This window comes from Sphingoaurantiacus capsulatus, from assembly GCF_042648405.1.
Classification (GTDB): Bacteria; Pseudomonadota; Alphaproteobacteria; order Sphingomonadales; family Sphingomonadaceae; genus Sphingoaurantiacus; species Sphingoaurantiacus capsulatus.
On sequence record NZ_JBHRXV010000009.1, the window covers coordinates 39456 to 60369 of the forward strand.

The following is a 20914-nucleotide window of genomic DNA, read 5'->3' on the forward strand; positions in this document are numbered from 1 at the left end:
ACTGCTGGTTGACGAAAATGAACATGTTCAGTAGATTCTGATGATCAGCAGGGAGATGATCGTGCCGCGTATTCGAGCTTGCCGGGAAGACGAACTGTCCGATGGCGGCATCCTGCGCCTCGAGGGCAACGAGCCGATCGCGCTGTATCGCGTCGACGGCGGCTTCTACGCCACGTCAGATACCTGCACGCACGGCCAGTCGTCGCTCAGCGAGGAAGGCGAACTCGACGGCTTCGCGATCGAGTGCGGCTGGCATTTCGGGCGGTTCGACATCCGCACCGGCGCGGTGATCTCGTCGCCATGCATTCACGCGCTCCGCAGCTACCCCGCCGTTGTCGAAAACGGCGAGGTGTTCGTCGACATCGGAGGCTAGTGCAGGCCCTCGGCCAGGAGTTCGGCCTGCATCGCCTCGCGCATCAGGAATTTCTGCGGCTTGCCGGTTACCGTCATCGGGAAGGCGTCAACGGTGCGAACATGCTCGGGCACCTTGAAGTGGCTGAGCCGCGTCTTGCAGAAGGCGCGAAGCTCGTCGGCGGTAATCATGTTACCCTCAGTGACACGAACCCACGCGCAGACTTTCTCCCCCAGCCGCGCGTCGGCGATGCCAAACACCTGCGCCTCAGCGATCGCCGGATGCGTGTGGAGCAGTTCCTCGACCTCGCGCGGATAGATATTCTCGCCGCCACGAATGATCAGGTCCTTGGCGCGGCCGACGATCCGGCAATAGCCGTCGGCATCGATCGTGCCGATGTCGCCGGTGTGCATCCAGCGATCCTCATCGATCGCTTCGCGGGTGCGGGGTGCATCGTCCCAATAGCCGCGCATCACCGAATAGCCGCGCACCAGCACCTCACCCGGCTCGCCGCACGGCAGGATCTCTCCATCGGTGCCGACGACCTTCGCCTCGATATGCGGGTGGACGCGCCCCACCGTCTCGACGCGGTGCGCGATGTCATCGCCGGTGCCGGTCTGGAAGCTGGTCGGGCTGGTCTCGGTCATGCCGAAAGCGATGGTGACGCCCGTCATCCCCATGTCGTCGATGACGCTGCGCATCACCGCTTCAGGGCAGGGCGCGCCACCCATGATGCCGGTACGCAGCGAGCCCAGCTCGATGTCGGCGAAGTCCGGATGCTCAAGCATGCCGATGAACATCGTCGGCACGCCGTAAACCGAGGTGCAACGCTCGCGCGCCACCGCCTCGAGCGTCGGGCCTGGTTCGAACGACAGCGACGGATAGACCGCGGTCGCGCCAGTCACCATGCAGCAGAGGCTGCCTGCCACCATGCCGAAGCAGTGATAGAGCGGCACCGTCACGCAGACGATATCGCCGCGCGCCAGTCCTTGCCGCTGGCCGTTGAAGAAAGCGTTGTTGACGAGATTGCGGTGCGTCAGCGTCGCGCCCTTGGGGCGGCCGGTGGTACCGCTGGTGAACTGAATGTTGGTTGGGTCATCGAGGCCGACCGTCGCCTGACGTTCATCGAGCGTCGGGTCGTCCACCGCCGCCCCGCGCGCCGCCACATCGTCGAAGCCGATCATCCCGGCCGGCGACGCGCCGCCAATCAGCACCACCCAGCGCAGCGCCGGCAGGCGCGCGGCGCGCAGCCCGCCCGGGGTCGCCGCGTCGAGCTCGGGCGCCAGCTCGCGGAGCATTGCGACATAGTCCGAGGTCTTGAATCGCTCGGCCATGACCAGTGCCTCGCAGCCGACGAGGTTGAGTGCATGCTCTAGTTCGGAGGATCGATAGGCGGGGTTGATGCAGACGAGGATCAGCCCGGCGCGTGCCGCAGCGTACTGCGTCACCACCCATTCGATGCGGTTGGGCGACCAGATGCCGATCCGCGCACCGGGCGCGAGCCTCATGGCGATCAGGCCTTTCGCCATGCGGTCGGCGGCCGCCTTCAGCTCGCGGAAGGTCAGCCGGATATCCTGATGGCTCGACACCACAGCGATATCGTCGGGCCATGAGGCAGCGGCCCGGCCGAGCACCTGGCCGATCGTCAGTTCGAACAGCGGCGTGCCGGTATCGCCGCGCACCAGCGAGAGTGGGTTTGACATGCTGTGGCTCTGGTTAGCGCGTCAGGAATTCCGAGACCAGCCGGTTGAATTCGGGCGCCTTCTCCCACTGCGCCCAATGCCCGCAGTTGGAAAAGACATGCAGCTCGGCATCGGGGAGCTGCGCCAGATAGATGAGCGCGCTGTCGAGCGGGATCGTGCGGTCGTCGCGGCCCCAGATCATCAGTGTCTTGTGCGTGACGCGCGCCAGCGGCTCGCGCCATAGCTCCTCGATCACCGGCATCGGGTCCTGACCAAACGGATTATGCGCAATCTGGCGCGGGTCGGTGCTGACGCGGTAGCGCTCCTCGATCAGTTCGGGAGTCAGTGCGGTGACGTCGTGCACCATCGTCGACAGGAAGACGCGCAGCTTTTCGAGCGAGGGGCCGGGTCCGCGGTAATAGCCGAACAGGTGCTTCAGCCCCTCGGAAAGCGCGGGAGTGAGGATCTGCTTGCCGCCGGCGGCGCCCATCAGGATCAGCTTGTCGACACGGTCGCCATGGTCGAGCGCCGTCTTGAGCGACACCGCGCCGCCCAGCGAGTTGCCAACATAATGCGCCTTTGCGATGCCGAGATGATCGAGCAGTTCGACGATGACGCCGGCGAACGAGGCGAACACGCCGCCGCTCATGTCGATGGGATCGGAATCGCCGAAGCCGGGGAAGTCAGGAACGATCAGCCGATATTCGGCGCCCAGCGTATCGACATTGCGGCGATAATTGCTGAGGCCTCCTGCACCGGGGCCGCCGCCATGCAGCAATACCAGCACTTCGGACCCACTGCCGAACTCATGATAGGCCAGCTTTCCTTGCGCATGCTGGAACAGCTTCGGCTCGCTCATCGATCATTCTCCCGGCTCAGATTTCGGTGCCGGGCATCGCATGGGGGTGAGGCGCACGGAATTTCGCACAATGCAGCGCCTTTCCGACCAACGCATATTCCGGATCGCCCTGTTGCTGAACATGTTCATTTTGCCGCTTGGATTCCTTTGCGCGAGTGGTACGCTACGAACGGGAGGCCAAGTCATGACACCGGATTGCTACGCTGCCGCACAGGCGCTTCCGAGCTTCGGCCGGATGCTGTTCGACACCGATCAATTCCGAGAGGCGCGCGCCTATTCGGATCGGATCACACGGCCCTATGAACTGACGCATCACATGTTGCGGCCGGGGTTCAGGCTGACGCACGAGCAGCGCTCGTTCGAGCATATGACGTTCGATCATCTTACGGTGGCCTGCGAGGGTCGCTTCGACGTGACGGCGCCAAGTCTCGACGATCGATATCTCCTCCAGCTCAACATCGGCGGCGAGTGCGTCGTCGAACAGGGCGGCGAAAGTTTCCTTGCCGGCGCCGGATCGATGTTCGTGATCAATCCCGACACCCGGTCGCGCAAGACCTGGAACCATGGTTGCCGCCAGCTGATGGTATGGATCAGCCGTAGCGCGTTGCAGCGCTCGCTCGAAAAGGAGCTGGGCTACGACCTTGACCGGCCGCTACTATTCGACTTTCCGACCATCGACCAGAGCTTGCGGATCGCTGCTTTGTGGCGGCGCGTGTCCGACATTCTGCTTCAGCTTCGCAACGCGGACGACATGCCGCTGCACTGGCGAACCGTCCGGCAGATCGAGCATCTGATGATGATCGAACTGATCACCTCGATCCCAAACAGCTACAGCGCCGAACTCGACCACGGCGACAACCAGGTGGCGCCCTATTACGTGCGTCGCGTCGAGCGCTTTCTACTCGGAAATTTGCGCGAGCAGGTGACGATGGACGAGATCCACAAGGTCGCCGGCGTCAGCCCGCGGGCGCTATTCTACGGCTTTCGCCAGTTCCGCCGCACCACGCCGATGGCGCTGCTCAAGAAACTCCGGCTCGAGCAGGCGCGCAAGGAGCTCTTGCAGACCGCGGGCTTCGGCGGATCGGTCACCGAGACCGCGATGAACTGCGGTTTCCAGAATCTCAGCATGTTCTCGCGCGAGTATAAGGTCCGCTTCGGCGAGGCGCCCTCGGAGACGCTGCGGCGCGGCATCAATTGAGCGAGCGATCATTGTCGCCGAGTGCCGCGATCGGTGCGCCAGCGCAGTCAAGAACGCGTTCGGGCCGGGTGTCGATTGACGCGCTCGCGCCCGCCAGCGAACTGGGGCTCAGTCAACATGTTCAATGAAAGTCGAACCGACACCATGCCCGCGACGGAATATGTGCAGATCGACCCGGCGCGCGGCTCGTTCCGCGTCAACCGGAAGGCCTATGCCGACCCGCAGACCTTCGACGCCGAGCTAGAGCGCGTCTTCGACCGCTGCTGGCTCTATGTCGGCCATGAATCGGAGCTCGCGAAGCCCAACAGCTATCTGACGCGGACGATCGCGCGGCGGCCGCTGATCTTCTCGCGCGGCGCCGATGGCGCCTATCGCTGCTTCCTTAACATCTGCCCGCACCGCGGCGCGCAGATCGCGCGGGAGCGCAGCGGCACCGCGAAGAGCTTCACCTGCATCTACCATGGCTGGTCGTGGAACAACAAAGGCGAGATGATCCACCTGCAGGGAGCCGATGGCTTCTGCGAGAAGTTCAATTCGTGCGGTGAGGTCGACCTTGTGTCGGTGCCGCGCATCGACTCCTACCGCGGCCTCTATTTCATCAGCTTCGACCCCGCCATCATGTCGCTGTCCGACTATCTGGCCGACGCGAAGGAGTATATCGACGTCATCATGGACCAGAGCGTCGCCGACATGGAGGTCGTCGGCGGCACCCAGGAATACAGCATCCGCTGCAACTGGAAGGGCCTCGCCGAGAATAGCATCGACATCTACCACGGCCCCGGCACGCACCCGAGCTACATCGACTATCTGGTCAACGCGTCGCCCGGCGTGACGCCCGACCTTTCGACTGCGCAAGGCTATGTTCGCAAGCTCAGCAACGGTCACGGCGTCGCCCAATATTATGGCCCCTGGGGCCGGCCGGTTGCCGACTGGAAGCCGCCGCTGGGGGAGGCGGTGCGCGAACAGGTCGAGGCGAAAGCGCAGGAGGTCGAGGCGCGCCTCGGCGCCGAGCGCGCCGAGCGGGTGACCAGGCAAAGTTTCAACCTACTGATTTTCCCCAATCTCGCGTTACTTAACATCCACGCGATCGCGATCCGATCGTTTCAACCGGTTCGCCCGGGCTACATGGATGCCTTCATGTGGATGCTGTCGCCCAAGGACGACAGCGAGGAAATGCGCTCGGCGCGGCTCAACAATTTCCTCGAATTCCTGGGGCCTGGCGGCTTCGCTACCCCCGACGACATCGAGGCGCTCGAAACCTGCCAGGTCAGCTACGAGCTCAGCAGCCGGCAGGAGCTGTGGAACGAGGTATCAAAGGGCATTCCGCGCGAGGACAATGAGGACTGGATGGACGAAGGCCATATGCGTGGCTTCTGGGCCCAGTGGAATCGGCTCATGAGCGGGGAGGCGGCGTAGGCCATGGACCTGAGAACGCTGACCCCTCGCCAGGTTGAGGACTTCCTCTATCACGAGGCCGCGCTGCTCGACGCGTGGAAGCTGCCCGAATGGCGCGAGTTGCTGACCGAGGATTGCCATTATTACGTCCCGGCCTGCGACACGCCGGCCGGCGCCTCGTCGACCAGCTCGCTCTACTATATCGCTGACAACGGCTTTCGCCTCAGCGAGCGGGTGAAACGGCTGATGAAGAAGACCTGCCACGCCGAGTATCCGCGGTCGAAGGTGCTTCACACCATTACCAACGTGCAGCTGCTCGAAGCGACCGCCGACACCGCGCGCGCCGCCTCCTGCTTCGTCACCTATCGGCACCAGCGCGGGCATCAGGACATCTATGTCGGCCGCCACGAGTATCGCTTCGTCGCGGTCGGCGGCGCGCTAAGGATCAGGGAGAAGAAATCGACGCTTCACATGGAGGCGCTGCGGCCACACGGGCGCATCACGCTGATCGTCTGAGTGCGGGTTCAGCACGCAGCAACAGTTTGAAATACTCGCCCAAGGTTACAGACGTTAATACGAAGTTTCCTGCTGGTGCACCCGACTTTTCACTCAGCGAATTGTTTAGTGATAACAATTCTCAAGAAGATGACAGTCGTTTGACGTTGCCTATGAACGTGTTCAGTATTTTGTTGTACACAAATTCATCCGCAGCATGTGGGGCAAGGCTCATGACGCGCATCTCTTCGTCCAAATCGACCGCTTTTCGCATGCTTTTTATTGCTTTTCTTGGAGGATCGGCGGCGCAGGTGCTTGCCCAGGCGGAGGGCGAGGAAGAGATCATCGTCACCGCGCAGCGTCGCGGCGAGAGCATCCAGGACATTCCGATCGCGATTACTGCGCTGTCGGGCGATCTCGTCGAAGAGCGCGGCTACAGCAATCTCGCCGACCTCGACGGCGTGGTTCCCTCGCTCAATATCTCGACCTATTCGGGCAACACCCGCATCAACATTCGCGGCATCGGCAACACCAACACCTCGCAGGCGTCGGACGCCTCGGTGGCACTCTACAAAAACGGCGTCTACATCGGCCGCAGCATCGAGGGCGGCTCGTCCTTCCTCGACATGGAGCGTATCGAAATCCTGCGGGGGCCGCAGGGCGACCTCTATGGCCGCAACGCAACCGGCGGCGCGGTCAGCATCATCAGCAAGCGCCCGACCGATCGCCTCGAAGGCGAGATCGAGCTCGGCGTTGGCAGCGACGAACAGCGCCGCGCCGAGGCGATCCTCAATGCGCCGCTGAGCGACAAGGTCGGCACCCGTTTCGTCTTCGCTGCCGAAAAGCGCGGCGGCTTCGGCACCAACCTCGCAACCGGCACCGAGATCGACACGCTCGATACGCTCGCCGGCCGGGGCACGATCGAATTCAACCCGTCCGATACCTTCCAGCTGACGGTGATCGGCGACTATTACCGGGCGCGCGACCGTTCCGGCCCGTTCGTCTATCTCGGCAATGGCCTCAACAACGTCCGGCCGCCGGTGCTGGCGGGCGGCGTCACGGTGCCGACGCGGATCGTGAATGGTCTCGAAACGGCGATCAACCCGCGCAACATCAGCAACGAGCAGGATCCGTTCAACGAGCAGGATCTCGCTGCCGCGACGATCGAGGCAAAGTTTTCGCTCTCGGATTCAATCGAGCTGACCTCGGTCACCGGCTATCGCGACACTTCCTATTTCTTCAAATCGGAACTCGACGCCTCGACCGCCCTCTATCGAACAGACCTTCCCGGTCTGAACGGCTTCACGCAGGAGGAATCGGCGGAGCAGATTTCGCAGGAACTGACGCTGGTCGGCGACAGCAGCGGGTTTGAGTGGCTGCTTGGCGCCAGCTATTTCGACGAGAATGTCGACTCCGAAGGATCGATCGGCCTCGCGCCGGCGATCACCGGCCTCCGCGCCGGCGCCCGGCAGGACATCCGCAGCTATGCGCTGTTCGGTCGTGTCGCGGTGCAGATTCTGCCCGAGCTTCGCGCCACTGCCGGCCTGCGCTGGTCGAGCGAGAAGCGCCGCGCGGTCGAATATGCCGACCGTATCCTGCTCGGCGTGCCGGAAGGGACGCTGGTATTCCCGCCGCTGTGCGGAGGACTATGTCTCAAGGACCAGACCGACAAGACCAGCGCCGTTACGCCGCGCTTCACGCTCGAATACAGTCCGACCGATCAGGCGATGATTTATCTACAGGCAGCGCGCGGCTTCCGCAGCGGCGGCTTCTCGATGGGTCAGTTCTCGCCAGCCTATGATCCGGAATTCGTTTGGTCGTATGAAGCGGGCGTCAAATACACCTCGCTCGATCGCGCCTTCCGCCTCAATCTCGCGGCGTTCCACTATGATTATAGTAACTTGCAGATCACCAGCACGCGTGGTGGCTTCGTTCGTACCGCCAACGCCGCGGACTCCACCGTGAACGGTCTTGAGGTTGAGACGGTCCTGGCGCCGACCGACGGGCTGAACTTCGACATTGCCTATGCCTATCTCGACGCCCAGTATGACGAGCTGATCGCGGTCGACAACATCACCAACGTCAGCCGCAACCTGTCGGGCAACGTGCTGCCCAATACGTCGAAGCATGCGGTGACCGCCGGCATCAATCTCGACATCCCCCTGGAGGCCGGACAGGTCAAGGCGCGCGGCGAGATGCGCTACAAGGATGATGTGTTCCTCGACTTCTACAACCGCCCCGTTCAGGAGCAAGAAGCCTATACGCAGATCAACGCATCGATCGGCTTCACTACCAAGGATGAGCGCTGGTCGTTCGACGTCTATGGTCGCAACCTGACCGACAAGCTGATCGTGACGACCACCTTCCTCAGCACCGGAACGGGCTTTCCGCGGAACGCGCTGCTCGCCCCGCCGCGCACCTTCGGGGTGCGGGTCCGCTACCGTTTCGGATGAGCGACCCGCGGCTCGAAGCCGACTATGACGTGATGTCGGGCGTCGCTGCATCGATGCCCGACATCGTCGCCGAATGGGTGGCAGCGAGCCGCACTGCAGTCGCTGTGGCGCCGTCGCGGCATACCGTCGCCTACGGCAATGCGCCCGGACTGGCTTACGACGTTTTCTTCCCGACCGGTCGACTGCGCGGTGCGCTGATCTTCCTGCACGGCGGCTTCTGGGTACAGGGCAACAAGGATGCCGTCGCGTTTCCCGCGCCCTGCTTCACCAAAGCCGGTATCGCGTATATCTCCGTCACCTACGGCCTGGCGCCCGCCCATTCGCTCGACGCGATTATCGCCAATGTCGAAGCGGCGGCGGCGAGCATCGCCGCCGAGGCACTGGGGTGGGGACTCGCCCTGGATCGCATAGCGGTCGTCGGCCATTCGGCCGGCGCCTATCTGGCCGCCGCACTGACGGCATCACCCAGGCGACCCTTCGACCCGCTTGCCACGCAGTTGATCAGCGGGCTGTTCGATCTGACCGCCATCGCCGAGCTGGGGAAGATCAAGGCGCTTGCGCTCAGCGCAGATGATTGCCGGCGCCTTTCGATCAGCGGCGCGGCGCTTGCCGGCGCCAACAATGTTGTCCTGGCCGTGGGCAGTACGGAGCCGGCAGGATTCCAGGCGCAGACCCGAAGCTTTTACGCTGCCGCCAAGGCAGCGGGGTCGTCCGTGTCATTGCTCACCACGCCCGGCGACGACCATTTCAGCATCGCGCGCGCTCTAGGCGATCCGAACGGGATGCTTACACGCCGATCATTGGCTTTCTTCGATTAGCGAGCGGCAAGAATTCTGGAGCGATTTGGGAGTTTCAACTTAGCGCCTTCGGCCTTGCAATGACATCAAGAGCTGTCAGGTTAACTTTTCAAAGGCCAAAAGGCCCCTTCCAGCGTCCACCTATGCCGCGGTGACTTCGCGCCACTCGCGCATTGCTTCGCCCCTCATCGCTCGCAGAGCCTTGCGGCTGCGAGATGAGGCTGTGTGTTGTAGATGAGGTCGAAGGAAGAGCGAAATCGCTTCGCTGTGTGTTAAGATTTGAAGCCCAGCATCTTTCGGCGAGTCGAGCAGGATGTCGAGCATCTCACCCTCGTCGTCGACGCCCTTCCAGAGATACATCCGCTGACCGCGGACATTGCAGACCATCTCGTCGAGGGGCGCCGGCCGCCGGCGCTTCAGCTCAGCGGCGATCTGCGGCCCGAACTTGGCGCACCAGCAGCGGATCGTCTCGTAGGTGACGTCGATACCGCGCTGTGGCGTGCGCCGCTACGCGGATGACAGGCTAAGCTCGGGAAGGCCGCGTTCGCGCGCCTCTTCGTTGAATCGCACCAACTCCTCGGCGGCGAGCGCCTTCAGCCGCGTTCGCACCGCCTGCCACTGCCTGTCGAGGTCCGCCTTGCGCTGGAACCGGCTCGCGGTCGGACGTCCTTCGGCACTCCCCGAGCCGTAGCCGCCGTCGCCCACCAGCGCGCCGTAGAGCGTGTCATAGTGTGCGCTCAGGCCGGCGGGCACGTCGCGTACGCCCGGCACAGGCAGCGGCGCAATCGACGCCTCCACCTCACGGAGCGCGGCATCGAGCGCGGCGGCGCGGCTTGCCAGCTCTGGGCCGGCGCCAGTGGCGGTGATCGCCGCGGTTGGCACGGCGCGTCGCAGCGCGCGCACATCGGCGAGCACGCGGTTCATGCCGGTGATCGTGTCGCGCACGGCCTTGGCCAGGACGTACTGAGCGTCGTAATCGGCCTGTGTGATGCTGCGCGCGCGCGGATTGCCGGTCACCGTCAGCGGACGCGTCTCCACGAGCGACCCTGCAGTGAGCCGCACGGTGTAGCGCCCCGGTGAAACCTTTATCCCCTGCCCGTCACGCTTGATGGTGCCGTTCGGCTCCGACGCCAACGGCCCATCGGCGCGCAGGTCCCACACGAGGCGGTGGAATCCGGCCTTTGTCGCCAGCTTTTCGGCGCCGGTGCCGCCGGCGCTGAAGCGTCGCAATACCGTGCCGCGCGCATCCAGAACCTCGACCGTCGCCTCCGGCGCGTCGGCGGCGAGCAGATAGTGGATCAGCGCGCCGTGCGGCAGGTCGTCGGGAAGGACGAGGTCGACCTCGCGGAGCGGCGCCCCGACCACGCCGCGCGCGGCCGTGCGCGGGGCATAGAGGCGCGCCGCGCGGGGAGCCGCATCGGCGGCCAGCTCTCGCAGCGGTCCCAGATCGTCGAGAATCCAGAAGGAACGTCCCTGGGTGGCCACCGCCAGATCGCCGCGGTGCACCTTGAGGTCCATCACCGGCGAGGCCGGCAGGTTGAGCTGCAGCGACTGCCACCGCGCGCCGTCGTCGAACGAGACGAAGAGCCCGAATTCGGTGCCGGCGTACAAGAGCCCGCGCCGCTTGTCGTCCTCGCGCACCACCCGCACCGGGTGGTCGGCGGGGATGCCGTTGGTGCCGTCGGCGATCCGCGTCCACGTGCGACCGTAGTCTTCGGTGCGGTAGACGTAGGGACTGAAATCGTCGAGCCGGTAGCGATGCGCGGCCACGATGGCGCGGCCCGGCGCATGCGGCGACACCTCGAGGCGGTTCACGGTGGTGAGCGGCGGCAGCCCCGCCGGGGTGATGTCGGTCCAGCTCTTGCCGTCGTCGCGCGTGATGTGGACGCGGCCGTCATCGGTGCCCACCCAGATCGTGCGCGCGTCGTGCGGCGACGGCGTGACCGCGAAGATCGTCGTGAACGTCTCCGCCCCGTTGGGGTTGTCCGCGGTGATCGGCTCGCCCGGCCACGCCTGGTAGCGTTTGTCGTTCGTCGTCAGGTCCGGCGAGATCCGCGTCCAGCTGTTGCCGCGGTCGCGGCTGCGATACAGATACTGGCTCGCGTGGTACACGGTGGCCGGGTCGTGCGGGCTCACCACGATCGGCGACAGCCACTGCCACCGGTTGATCTTGTCGCGCGGCGCGATCGCCGACGCCTCGGGATAGACCGTCACACTCACGCGCGTGTCGTCGCGCATGTCCTGCCGGTTGATGTGGCCGCCGTAGCAGCCGCCGAACACGATCTCCGGATGGTCCGGGTGCAACGCGATAGGCCCCGTCTCGCAGCCCGAGGCATAGCCCCACTCCTGCTGGGGGCGCAGCGAGTTGTTCAACCGCCGCTGCAACACGCTGATGCTCGAGCTGTCCTGCTGCGACCCGTACAGGCGGTAGGGAATCTGATTGTCCACCACCACGTCGTACAGCTCGGCGGTGGGCTGGTTGTACATCGACGAGAAGGTGCGCCCGTTGTTGAGCGTCACCACCGTGCCGCCGTCGTCGGCCACGCCGAAAATTCTCGGGTCGCGCGGGTTGATCCAGATGTCGTGGACGTCGCCGTGCGGCACCGGCACCACCTTGAACGTGACGCCGCCATCGGTGGAACGCAGCAGCGGCACGTTCATCACGAAGACGGTATTCGGGTCGACCGGGTCGGCGCGTACGTGCGCATAATACCACGGCCGCCCGCGCACCTGCGCGTCGGTGTTGATCCGCGTCCAAGTCTCGCCACGGTCGTCGGAGCGATAGAGCCCGCCGTCCGGCTCCGCCTCCACCAGCGCCCAGACGCGCTTCGGGTTGGCGGGCGACACCGTCACCCCGACCTTGCCCACGAGCCCCGTCGGCAGGCCGCCGGCAAGCTTCTTCCACGAAGCCCCGCCATCGGTGGTGCGGTAGACGCCGCCCTCGGGACTGCCGGAGATCATCGTCCACGGCTTGCGCTCGATGCGCGACATGCCGGCGTAGATTTCGTCCGGATTGTCCGGGCTCATGGAGAGCGTCACCGCGCCAGTGCCGTCGTTCAGGAACAGCACCTGCTCCCACGTGGCGCCGCCGTCGCGCGTGCGATAGACGCCGCGTTCCGGGTTCCGGCCGAAGGGGCGGCCGAGCGCTGTTACATAGACGATGTCAGGATTGGTCGGATGCACCAGCAGCTTGCCGATGGCGCCCGATTCCGGGAGTCCCAGGTAACGCCATGTCGCGCCGCCGTCGGTCGACTTCCACACGCCGCGGCCCACCGAGCTGTTGCCGCGGATGCCCGCCGAGCCGGTGCCGACATAGATGATGCGCGGGTCGCTGTCGGCCACGTCGATCGCGCCGATATTGCCGACGTCGAGGAAGCCGTCGGTGACGTTCTTCCAGTGGCCGCCAGCGTCGTCGGTCTTCCATACACCGCCGCCGGTGGTGCCCATGAAGAACGTGTGGGGCTGCTCGGCGATGCCGGCTACGGCGGTCGCGCGACCGCCGCGGAACGGCCCGACCATTCGGTACGAAAGACCGGCGTAGAGTGCCGGATCGACGGCTGCCGTCATAAGGGCGGCAGGTGCGGGAGCTGGCGACTGCGCGTGAAGTCCGACCATCGGTAGGGAAACGAGGAGCGCAAGCGCGACACTGCGAAGGATCACGGCGATTACCCATTGGCAGAGCGGCTTGGATGGAGGTGCACGCTCCCGGAATTAAAGTGTCGACCGCCGCGTCGGGATGCTTCAGGCACCCGGCGCGGCGGTCCACGATGATACAGGTCGTATCCGCTAGAAGTGGAGCTGCGCCCCGATGCGGAACGACCGACCGAGACCGTCGTAGGTGCCCGGGTAGGTGTTGGCGCTGGCGCCGTTACCGCCGACGTCGCTTCCGAAGATCGGCGGGGTCTTGTCGAACAGGTTGGCAATGCCGCCGCTGATCGTCATTCCCTCGCGCACGTCGACCGCGAAGTCGAAGTCGAAGTAGTCGCGAGCGCCGAGCTTCTCCACCGGCGCACGGCCGTTGGAGTCGGTGCCGAGCGCGATACGGTCGAGCTCGACGCTGTCCAGGTGACGCCAGCGCAGCGAGAGCAGCACCGGCTCGATGTCCCAGGTCAGGCGAGTGGTCGTCTTGAAGTCCGGTGTCACCTGGTTGCAGACCGAGCCGAAGCGGCCGGCGCATTCGAAGGCCGGCAGGCCCTGGCCGCCCTGACGAATGAAGCTGTCGACATAGGTGGCGACGAAGTTGGCGCGCAGGCCACCCCATTCGCCGAGGTCGAAGCTGTAGTTGGCGCTGACGTCGACACCCTTCGTCGAGATGCGGCCGGTGTTGACCTGCGTCGCGTAGATGCCCGGCTCGTTGCCGCCGAACAGGGCGCCGTTCACCGGATCGCGAACGATGCGCTGGCAGAACACGCTGTTGACGTCCTTGGTCGTCAGATAGCAGGCGTTGAGCGCGTTCTGCGCACCGCCGGCGAGCGGCGCGATCGCATCGGTAATCTTCACGCTATAATAGTCGGCCGTGATCGACAGGCGCGGCGCGAAGCTCGGCTGGAACACCGCACCGATGGTGTAGGTGTTCGACTTCTCGACGTCGAGGTCGGGGTTACCGCCCTGGAACGACTGGAACTGGCCCGCCGGCGGCAGCGGCACGGCGCCGTAGCGACCGGCCGGAACGCCCGTGGCTTCGCAAAGCTCGCGCGAACCAGCCGGCGTCGGACCCGCGCAGGGGTCGGTGCCGGTCGTGGCGCCTTCGACCTGCGGCTGGAACAGCTCGTTGATGTTCGGCGCGCGAACGGCGCGCTGGTACAGGCCGCGGAAGCGGAGCGATTCGATGGGCGCCCAGTCGCCGCCGGCCTTGAAGGTCTGGATGGTGCCGGCCGACGTCGAATAGTCGGAAACGCGGTAGCCGCCCTCGAAGGTCAGCGCGTGGAAGAACGGCTTGTCCTCGATCAGCGGCACACGAACCTCGCCGTAGACTTCCTTCACATTCAGGCCACCGACCACGATCGGTGCCGACGTGAAGCCCAACGAGCGGCCAGCCGCATAGTTGGCGTCCGGACGATTGACCGAGTCCTCGTCGCGATACTCGACGCCGAAGGCGAGGCCGATCGGGCTCCCGGCCCACGGCGACGTGAAGCTGTCGCCGAGGTCGCCGGCCAAGGTGCCGCCGAGCACGCTCTGTTCGGTGGTCGCCTGGACCTGAAGGTCGAGGCTGATGAAGTCGATGGCCGCCTGCGAGATCTTGTTGGGATCGCTGGTGAACAGGTTGAGCGGGACGCAACCGTTCGACGGATCGATGCACTGGATGGTGCCGCCCACGTTGCGCGCCAGCAGCGCCTGCTGGACGGTCCTCGCGTCGCCGTCACCGAACAGCGCGGTCTGCATCTCGGTGCGCGAATATTGCCCGAACGCCTCCCACTTCCAGCGATCGCCGATATCGCCGCGGACGCCCGTCAACACCTGATAGGCGTTGCGCGAGAAGTCCGACTTGCGCGGGGCAGCGAAGCGGTAGCCGATCGACACGCGGTACTGGCCGAGCGCATTGGTGCCCGCCGGGCCGGCTTCGCGAGCCAGTGCCGCCATCGTCGCGGCGGGAATGAAGGGATTGTCCGGGTTGATGAAGAAGGATGAGAAGAAGGTGCCCGACGGCGCCAGCTGCGTCGAAACGCGGTTGTTGGCGAAGGTCAGGCGACCGAAGGCTTCGACGCCATCGAAGTCGTAGGTGAAGTTCGCACCCGCGAGCAGGCGCTTCTGCGGGACCAGCAGGTAGTTCACCGGGTTGGTGTTGTAGTTGGACGCGACGCCGACCAGCTCGCCGTTGGGGCCGAAGCTGACCGTCGAATCGCCGTCGGTGTCGATGAAGCGGTTGGAAACCGCCGACAGCAGGATGTTGGTCGGGAACGAGGTCGTCGAACCCGAACGGATCAGACCGTCGTCGGTGCGGTTGGCGGCCAGCGCGAATTCCGAGAAGTCGCGGTCGCCCTGAAACACCGGCTTGCGCTCGGTATAGCCAATCCACGCCGTCGCATTGCCGCGGCCGTCGCCGAACTCGCCGCCAACGGTCAGGTTGGCGTCGAAGGTGCCGCCGTCGCCGCGCTCGGTGATGCCGTAGCTGGTGTCGACGCGCACGCCCTCGAACGAATCGTCGAGGATGAAGTTGACGACGCCCGCAAGCGCGTCCGAACCGTACACCGCCGAGGCGCCGCCGGTGACCACCTCGACGCGCTTGATCAGCGCGGTCGGGATTGTGTTGAGGTCGACGACGCCGGTGTTGCCGGACGGGATCCAGCGCTTGCCGTCGACGAGCACGAGCGTGCGCACGTCGCCAAGGCCGCGAAGGTTCACCGTGGTGGTGCCGTTCGAGCCGTTGTTGTTGCTGCTCGAGGTGCCCGGAACCGCCTGCGGCAGCTCGACGAGCGCGTCCTCGATGTTGACGGTGCCCTGCAGCGCCAGCTCTTCGGAAGTGGTCGTGTTGACCGGGCTGCTGCTGATGTTATCGCGCGACGACAGGCGCGAGCCGGTGACCACGATCTCCTCACCCGGCTCCTCCGTCGACGCGGCGTCCTGCGCCCAGGCCGGAGCCTGGCTCACCATCGCCACCGACGCCAACAATAAAGCTTTACGACCAACCGCCCTGAACATGAGAATCTCTCCGAATTTTGTTCGCTATGCGGCTATAGTGTCCGCAATACGATTTAGTCAACGAGCCGTAACGAGCGCCTGCACTTTGTGGATAACTCGTAAAAACCCTGTTATAACATATAGTAATCGTACATTTACCGCTAAAGGCAGATTCGATATGCAGCCGAGCAGTTGAAAATCTGCAACACTTGTCGGTTCGATAGCGCAATCGCTGTGCGCGATTTTCGTTGCGATGGCCGCGCTGATGCCGCAACAATCTTCCTGCTGAACGGGTGGAGGTTGCATGATCGAGCGGCGTAGTTTCCTGCAGGGCGCGGCAGCGCTTGCCATGAGCGGCGCAGTGCCGGCATTCGCGGCGGCCGGGCAGCAGGACGCGGCGCTGGCGGCGCTGCTGCAGCGTCACGGGGAAGCCTATCTCCGCCGCATGCCGCAGGAAGCGAGCAGCAGCCGCCACGACCCAAAGGCTTATCCGGACGCGCGGGGGAAGCTCGACGATCGGTCGCAGGCCGCGCGCGAGCGTGATCGCGCCGCGATCAAGGTCGCACTGTCCGACCTGTCGCGGATCGACCGTGGCGCGCTGTCGTCCGGGGCAACCCTCGATTATGATGTGGCGCGCTTCGTCTACACGACGCTCGACGACCTGCTCGGCCGCTACGGCTTCGTCGACCTCAACCTGCGGCCGAGCCCTTATGTCGTTCAGCAGATGGGCGGCGCATGGTGGTGGCTGCCAGGCTCCATCGGCGAGCGGCAGCCGCTCGATGCCGCCGTCGATGTCGAGCACTGGCTGTCGCGGCTCGACGGCTTCGCCATCGTGCTCGACCAGGAAACCGATCTCATCCGTTACGACGCAGCGAACGGCGTGACGCCGCCGAGCTTCGTCATCGACCGCACCATCCCGCAGCTGAAGGCGATCCGCGACGAGCCGCCGGCAAAGAGCCAGCTCATCGCGCCGATGCTGAAGCGCATCGCGGCGCAGGGCTATGGCGACCAGACGCAGCGCGCGGAGACCATCCTGCGCACGCGGATCGTGCCGGCGTTCAACCGCCAGATTGCCGCGCTGGAAGCGCTGCGTCCGCGCGCCTCCGATACCGCCGGCGTGTGGCGGCTGCCCGATGGCGAGGCCTATTACGCCTCGGCGCTTCGCGCGAACACGACGGCGAACGTCACCGGGGGTGAGCTGCACAAGGAAGGTCTTGAGCAGTGCCGGGACCTGTCCGCACGCATCGACCGGCTGCTGAAGGCGCAGGGACTGACGAAGGGCACCGTCGGCGAGCGGCTGGCGGCGCTCGACAATGATCCGCGCTTCCGCGCCACCGGCGACGAAGGTCGTGCCAGGCTGCTGGCGCTGGCCGACCAGCAGATCAAGGACACGACGGCGAAGCTTGGTAACGGCTTCCACACCGTGGACATCCACCCGGTCGAAGTGCGCCGCATGGCGCCGGCCGTCGAGCCGGGATCGCCGGGCGCGATGTACCATGGCCTCGGCAGCGAGGGGAAAGGCCTGATCACCGTCAACCTGCTGCAGCCGGAGGAGAATGCAGCGTGGCGGATGCCGACGCTGATCCACCACGAAGGCGTCCCCGGCCATCATTATCAGGCGAGCGTGATGCGCAATACGCCGGCGCTGCCACTGTTCCGGCAGCTGGTGCGCTTCTCCGCGTACAGCGAAGGCTGGGCGCTCTATGCCGAGAATGTCGCCGACGAGCTGGGCGTCTACGAGAACAACCCGTTCGGCCAGATCGGCGGACTGCAGTCGCAGCTGTTCCGCGCGGCGCGCATCGTCGTCGATACCGGCATGCATCACGAGCGCTGGAACCGCGAGCAGGCGGTGAAGTGGATGGTCGAGAACGCCGGCGAGCCGCCGATCTCGACCGATCGCGAGATCGTGCGTTACTGCGTCATCCCCGGCCAGGCCTGCGCCTTCAAGGTCGGCGCCAATCGCATCTTCGCGGCGCGCGAGGCCGCGCGGGCGAAGATGGGCGCGCGTTTCGACGTGCGCGACTTCCACGACCTGGTGCTGAAGTCGGGTCCGGTGCCGATGGGCGTGCTTGAGGCGTCGGTTGCGGCCTGGGCAGCGGACAAGATGCGTACGGCCTGATGACCGCCCGGCTCGACAGCGTCGAACCGGCGGTGCGCGATCCCATCCGCATCGATTTCGAAGGATGGTCGATCGAAGCGCGCGCCGGCGAGACGGTGGCGGCAACGCTGACGGCCCATGGCATTCGCGGTCTGCGCGCGACGCGCACCGGCGCCGACCGCGGCGTCTTCTGCGGCATGGGCGTTTGCCAGGATTGCCTCGTCGAGGTCGACGGTGTGCCGAACCAGCGCGCGTGCATGACGAGCATCGACCGGCCGCTGCGCGTCCGCCGCCAACGCCACGGCCAAGCTCTCGCCGCCGAGGTGACGGCGCTGCCGCCTGCCACCGCCGAAAGCTTGCGAACCGAGCGGCCGGACGTGCTGGTGATCGGCGCCGGGCCGGGCGGCCTGTCGGCGGCCATCGCGGCGCGGCGCGCCGGCGCGGCGGTCGTGGTGGTCGACGAGCGCCGCTATCCGGGTGGGCAGTATTTCAAACCCCTCGCCGTCGATGGCGAAGACGTGGCGCCGCCGGATGCCCAGCACCGCGAGGGACTCGCGCTGGTACGCCGCGCGCTCGAGGCAGGCGTCGAGATCCGAACCGGCGTGATGGTGTGGGGCGCGTTCGCGCCAGCCGAATTCACCGCCTCCGACGATCGGGGCGCGGTGCGCTACCTGCCGAAGGCCGCGATCGTGGCGACGGGGGCCTATGAGCGCGGATGGCCGGTCCCCGGCTGGCAATTGCCTGGCGTGATGACCACCGGCGCTGCACAGACGCTGTGGCGTACCGCCCGGCGGCTGCCCGGACGGCGCGTGTTGATCGCCGGCAATGGCCCCCTGAATCTTCAGCTCGCGGCGGAGTTGCTCGCAGGAGGTGCCGAGGTTGCGGCTGTCGTCGAATCGGCGCGGCCGGGCGCGCGGCATCTTGGCGCGCTGGTGGCCATGGCCGCGGCGGCCCCTTCGCTCGTCCGCGACGGCATCCGCTATCACTGGCAGCGAATGACACGCGGTGTGCCAATGATCGACGGCATGGTCGTCGCCGCCATCGAGCGGACTGCCGAGGGTCTCGCCGTCACGCTCAAGAACGCCTCGGAAAACGGCGGCCATCGCCGGTTCGAGGTCGATGCCCTGTGCATCGGCTACGGATTCGAACCTTCCAACGAATTGCTTCGCGCGCTCGGCTGCCGGCATGACTTCGACGCTGAGCAGAACCGGCTGGTGACGCGACGCGATGGCGACGGTCGTACCAGTGTCGCCGGCGTCTATGCGCTCGGCGATTGTACCGCGATGGGCGGCGCCCGGGTGGCTGCCGCCGATGGCGCGGTCGCCGGCTATGCCGCTGCCGCGGAGCTCGGCTTGCCGCTGGCGCCGGCGCTCGAACGCGAACGAGAGGCGGCGAAGAAGCAGGGCGACCGACATCGCCGCTTTCAGCGGGCGCTGTGGACGCTCTATCGCGCGCCGCCCTACCGGATCGAGCAGGCGAGCGACGACACGATCATCTGCCGTTGCGAAGAGGTGTGCTTCGGCGACGCCCGCGCGGCGCTGGCCGAGGGGGTGATCGCCGCGGGGCCGTTGAAACGCGCGACGCGCATCGGGATGGGTCCCTGCCAGGGCCGCTATTGCCGGCCGCTTCTCGAAGCGCTTCTCGCCCAGGGCTCGGACAGGCAGCCGGACGAGCACTCGGGCTTCGCGCCGCGCGTGCCGGTAAAGCCGATCGCGATCCGCGATCTGGCGTCGGCATCCGACTGATCCGCCGTCGTGCAAGCCGCTGTTCCCCTCCCGCCGTCGATCGGCACGCTGGTCATCGGCGGCGGCATCGTCGGCTCCTGCGTCGCGGGTTTCCTGGCCGACGAAGGCGAGGAGGTTCTCCTCGTCGATGACGGTCGCGGTGGCGGTTCGTCTTCCAATGCGGGCAGCCTGCACGTGCAGATGCAGAGTCGCTTCATGCGCCTCTATCCGCAGAACGTGCCCAACATGGAGCGGCAGCTGCCGCTGTATCCTAAGGCGGTCGCGTTCTGGCGCACGTTCGAGGACAAGCTCGGCGTCGATTTCGACCTGAAGATCACCGGCGGGCTCATGGTCGCGGAAAGCCAGGAGCAGCTGGATTTCCTGAAGCTGAAGGCGGAGCGGGAAAAGCGGCTCGGTCTTGACGTGGAGATCCTCGATCGCGCCGGTCTCGACGCCATTGCGCCCTATTTCAGCCCGGCGATCGTCGGTGCCGAACTCTGCGCCAACGAGGGGAAGCTCAACCCGCTGCTCTGTAACACGGCGATCCGGCGGTGGATCCGCGCGCGCGGGGTCGTGTTGGCCGAGAACGTCGCGGCCGAGACCATCGAGCGGTCGGGTACGGGGTTCGATGTCCGGACGTCGATCGGGGTCGTCCGCGCGGGCCGCGTCGTGCTGGCCGCTGCCGCCGGTGCGAAGGCGCTCGCCGCCTCGATCGGAGAAGGCTTCGCACTCCCGGCGTCGGCTGAGCCGCTCCACATGAATATCACCGAGGCGACGGAGCCGTTGATCGGCCATCTCGTGCAGCACGCCGACCGGATGATCACGCTGAAGCAATTCGGCACCGGGCAGATCGTGATCGGCGGCGGCTGGCCGGCGCGGCTGGCGGACGACAGCGGCCACCCCGAAGTCGAACTGGCCAGCCTCATCGCCAACGCCACCCTCGCGCAGCACATCGTGCCGCGCCTCGGCAACCTGCGCATCATCCGCACCTGGGCGGGGATCAACACTTCGGTCGATGGCATGGGCGTGCTTGGCGAGGTGCCGACGATACCGGGCCTTTTCACCGCCATCCCGGGTGATGCCGGGTACACGCTCGGCCCGCTGTCGGCGCACATGGTCGCCAGCGCGATCCTCGGGCGCGATCCGGGGGAGGACATGAGCCTGTTCACGCCCGGGCGGTTCATCTAGCTCGCGGTCGAAGCCTTGTTACCTGAGATCGCTGTGCGCACAGATTAGGGATGGT

14 protein-coding genes are annotated in these 20914 nt (G+C 65.8%); 10 read left to right on the forward strand and 4 right to left on the reverse strand.

The window, feature by feature from the left end; translation table 11 throughout:
* Window positions 1–61 precede the first annotated feature (61 nt).
* Window positions 62–373 carry a non-heme iron oxygenase ferredoxin subunit gene (locus ACFOMD_RS10015; protein WP_380860709.1) on the forward strand — a complete coding sequence of 104 codons (312 nt, stop codon included), beginning with the start codon at window positions 62–64 and terminating at the stop codon, window positions 371–373.
* Here the strand turns inward: ACFOMD_RS10015 and ACFOMD_RS10020 are convergent.
* Window positions 370–2055: an AMP-binding protein gene (locus ACFOMD_RS10020; protein WP_380860712.1), complete on the reverse strand. Its 1686-nt coding sequence runs from the start codon at window positions 2053–2055 to the stop codon at window positions 370–372. The genes ACFOMD_RS10015 and ACFOMD_RS10020 overlap by 4 nt on opposite strands.
* A gap of 13 nt (window positions 2056–2068) precedes the next feature.
* Window positions 2069–2893, reverse strand: coding sequence for an alpha/beta fold hydrolase (locus tag ACFOMD_RS10025; RefSeq protein ID WP_380860715.1), 825 nt, complete (start codon window positions 2891–2893; stop codon window positions 2069–2071).
* 70 nt (window positions 2894–2963) lie between these two features.
* Between ACFOMD_RS10025 and ACFOMD_RS10030 the strand changes: the two genes are divergently transcribed.
* The 6 genes from ACFOMD_RS10030 (at window position 2964) to ACFOMD_RS10055 (ending at window position 9750) form a co-directional block, all read left to right on the forward strand.
* The gene (locus tag ACFOMD_RS10030; protein WP_380860718.1) at window positions 2964–4091 is read left to right on the forward strand and encodes an AraC family transcriptional regulator; all 1128 of its coding nucleotides are present in this window, start codon (window positions 2964–2966) and stop codon (window positions 4089–4091) included.
* A gap of 144 nt (window positions 4092–4235) precedes the next feature.
* Window positions 4236–5507, forward strand: a complete 1272-nt coding sequence (locus ACFOMD_RS10035) for an aromatic ring-hydroxylating oxygenase subunit alpha (protein ID WP_380860721.1) — start codon at window positions 4236–4238, stop codon at window positions 5505–5507.
* 3 nt (window positions 5508–5510) lie between these two features.
* Window positions 5511–6002, forward strand: a complete 492-nt coding sequence (locus tag ACFOMD_RS10040; protein ID WP_380860724.1) for an aromatic-ring-hydroxylating dioxygenase subunit beta — start codon at window positions 5511–5513, stop codon at window positions 6000–6002.
* Between the two features lie 251 nt (window positions 6003–6253).
* The gene (locus ACFOMD_RS10045; protein ID WP_380860727.1) at window positions 6254–8434 is read left to right on the forward strand and encodes a TonB-dependent receptor; all 2181 of its coding nucleotides are present in this window, start codon (window positions 6254–6256) and stop codon (window positions 8432–8434) included.
* Window positions 8431–9252: an alpha/beta hydrolase gene (locus ACFOMD_RS10050; RefSeq protein WP_380860730.1), complete on the forward strand. Its 822-nt coding sequence runs from the start codon at window positions 8431–8433 to the stop codon at window positions 9250–9252. Before ACFOMD_RS10045 ends, ACFOMD_RS10050 begins: the two co-directional genes overlap by 4 nt.
* A 258-nt stretch (window positions 9253–9510) precedes the next feature.
* On the forward strand, window positions 9511–9750 hold the full coding sequence (locus ACFOMD_RS10055; protein WP_380860733.1) for a hypothetical protein: 240 nt from the start codon (window positions 9511–9513) through the stop codon (window positions 9748–9750).
* On the opposite strand, the gene ACFOMD_RS10060 is transcribed toward ACFOMD_RS10055, so the two are convergent.
* Both ACFOMD_RS10060 and ACFOMD_RS10065 read right to left on the reverse strand, forming a co-directional pair.
* Window positions 9739–12798, reverse strand: a complete 3060-nt coding sequence (locus ACFOMD_RS10060) for a hypothetical protein (RefSeq protein ID WP_380860736.1) — start codon at window positions 12796–12798, stop codon at window positions 9739–9741. The two genes, ACFOMD_RS10055 and ACFOMD_RS10060, sit on opposite strands and share 12 nt — an antisense overlap.
* A 219-nt stretch (window positions 12799–13017) precedes the next feature.
* The gene (locus ACFOMD_RS10065; RefSeq protein WP_380861036.1) at window positions 13018–15822 is read right to left on the reverse strand and encodes a TonB-dependent receptor plug domain-containing protein; all 2805 of its coding nucleotides are present in this window, start codon (window positions 15820–15822) and stop codon (window positions 13018–13020) included.
* A 331-nt stretch (window positions 15823–16153) separates the two neighbouring features.
* On the opposite strand from ACFOMD_RS10065, the gene ACFOMD_RS10070 reads away from it, so the two are divergent.
* The 3 genes from ACFOMD_RS10070 to ACFOMD_RS10080 are packed head-to-tail and all read left to right on the forward strand — an operon-like array spanning window position 16154 to window position 20859.
* Complete coding sequence (locus ACFOMD_RS10070) at window positions 16154–17968, forward strand: DUF885 domain-containing protein (RefSeq protein WP_380860739.1); 1815 nt, start codon at window positions 16154–16156, stop codon at window positions 17966–17968.
* Window positions 17968–19692: an FAD-dependent oxidoreductase gene (locus ACFOMD_RS10075; RefSeq protein WP_380860741.1), complete on the forward strand. Its 1725-nt coding sequence runs from the start codon at window positions 17968–17970 to the stop codon at window positions 19690–19692. Before ACFOMD_RS10070 ends, ACFOMD_RS10075 begins: the two co-directional genes overlap by 1 nt.
* A gap of 9 nt (window positions 19693–19701) precedes the next feature.
* Window positions 19702–20859 (forward strand): NAD(P)/FAD-dependent oxidoreductase, encoded by a 1158-nt coding sequence (locus ACFOMD_RS10080; protein ID WP_380860744.1) that lies wholly within the window; start codon window positions 19702–19704, stop codon window positions 20857–20859.
* Window positions 20860–20914 lie beyond the last annotated feature (55 nt).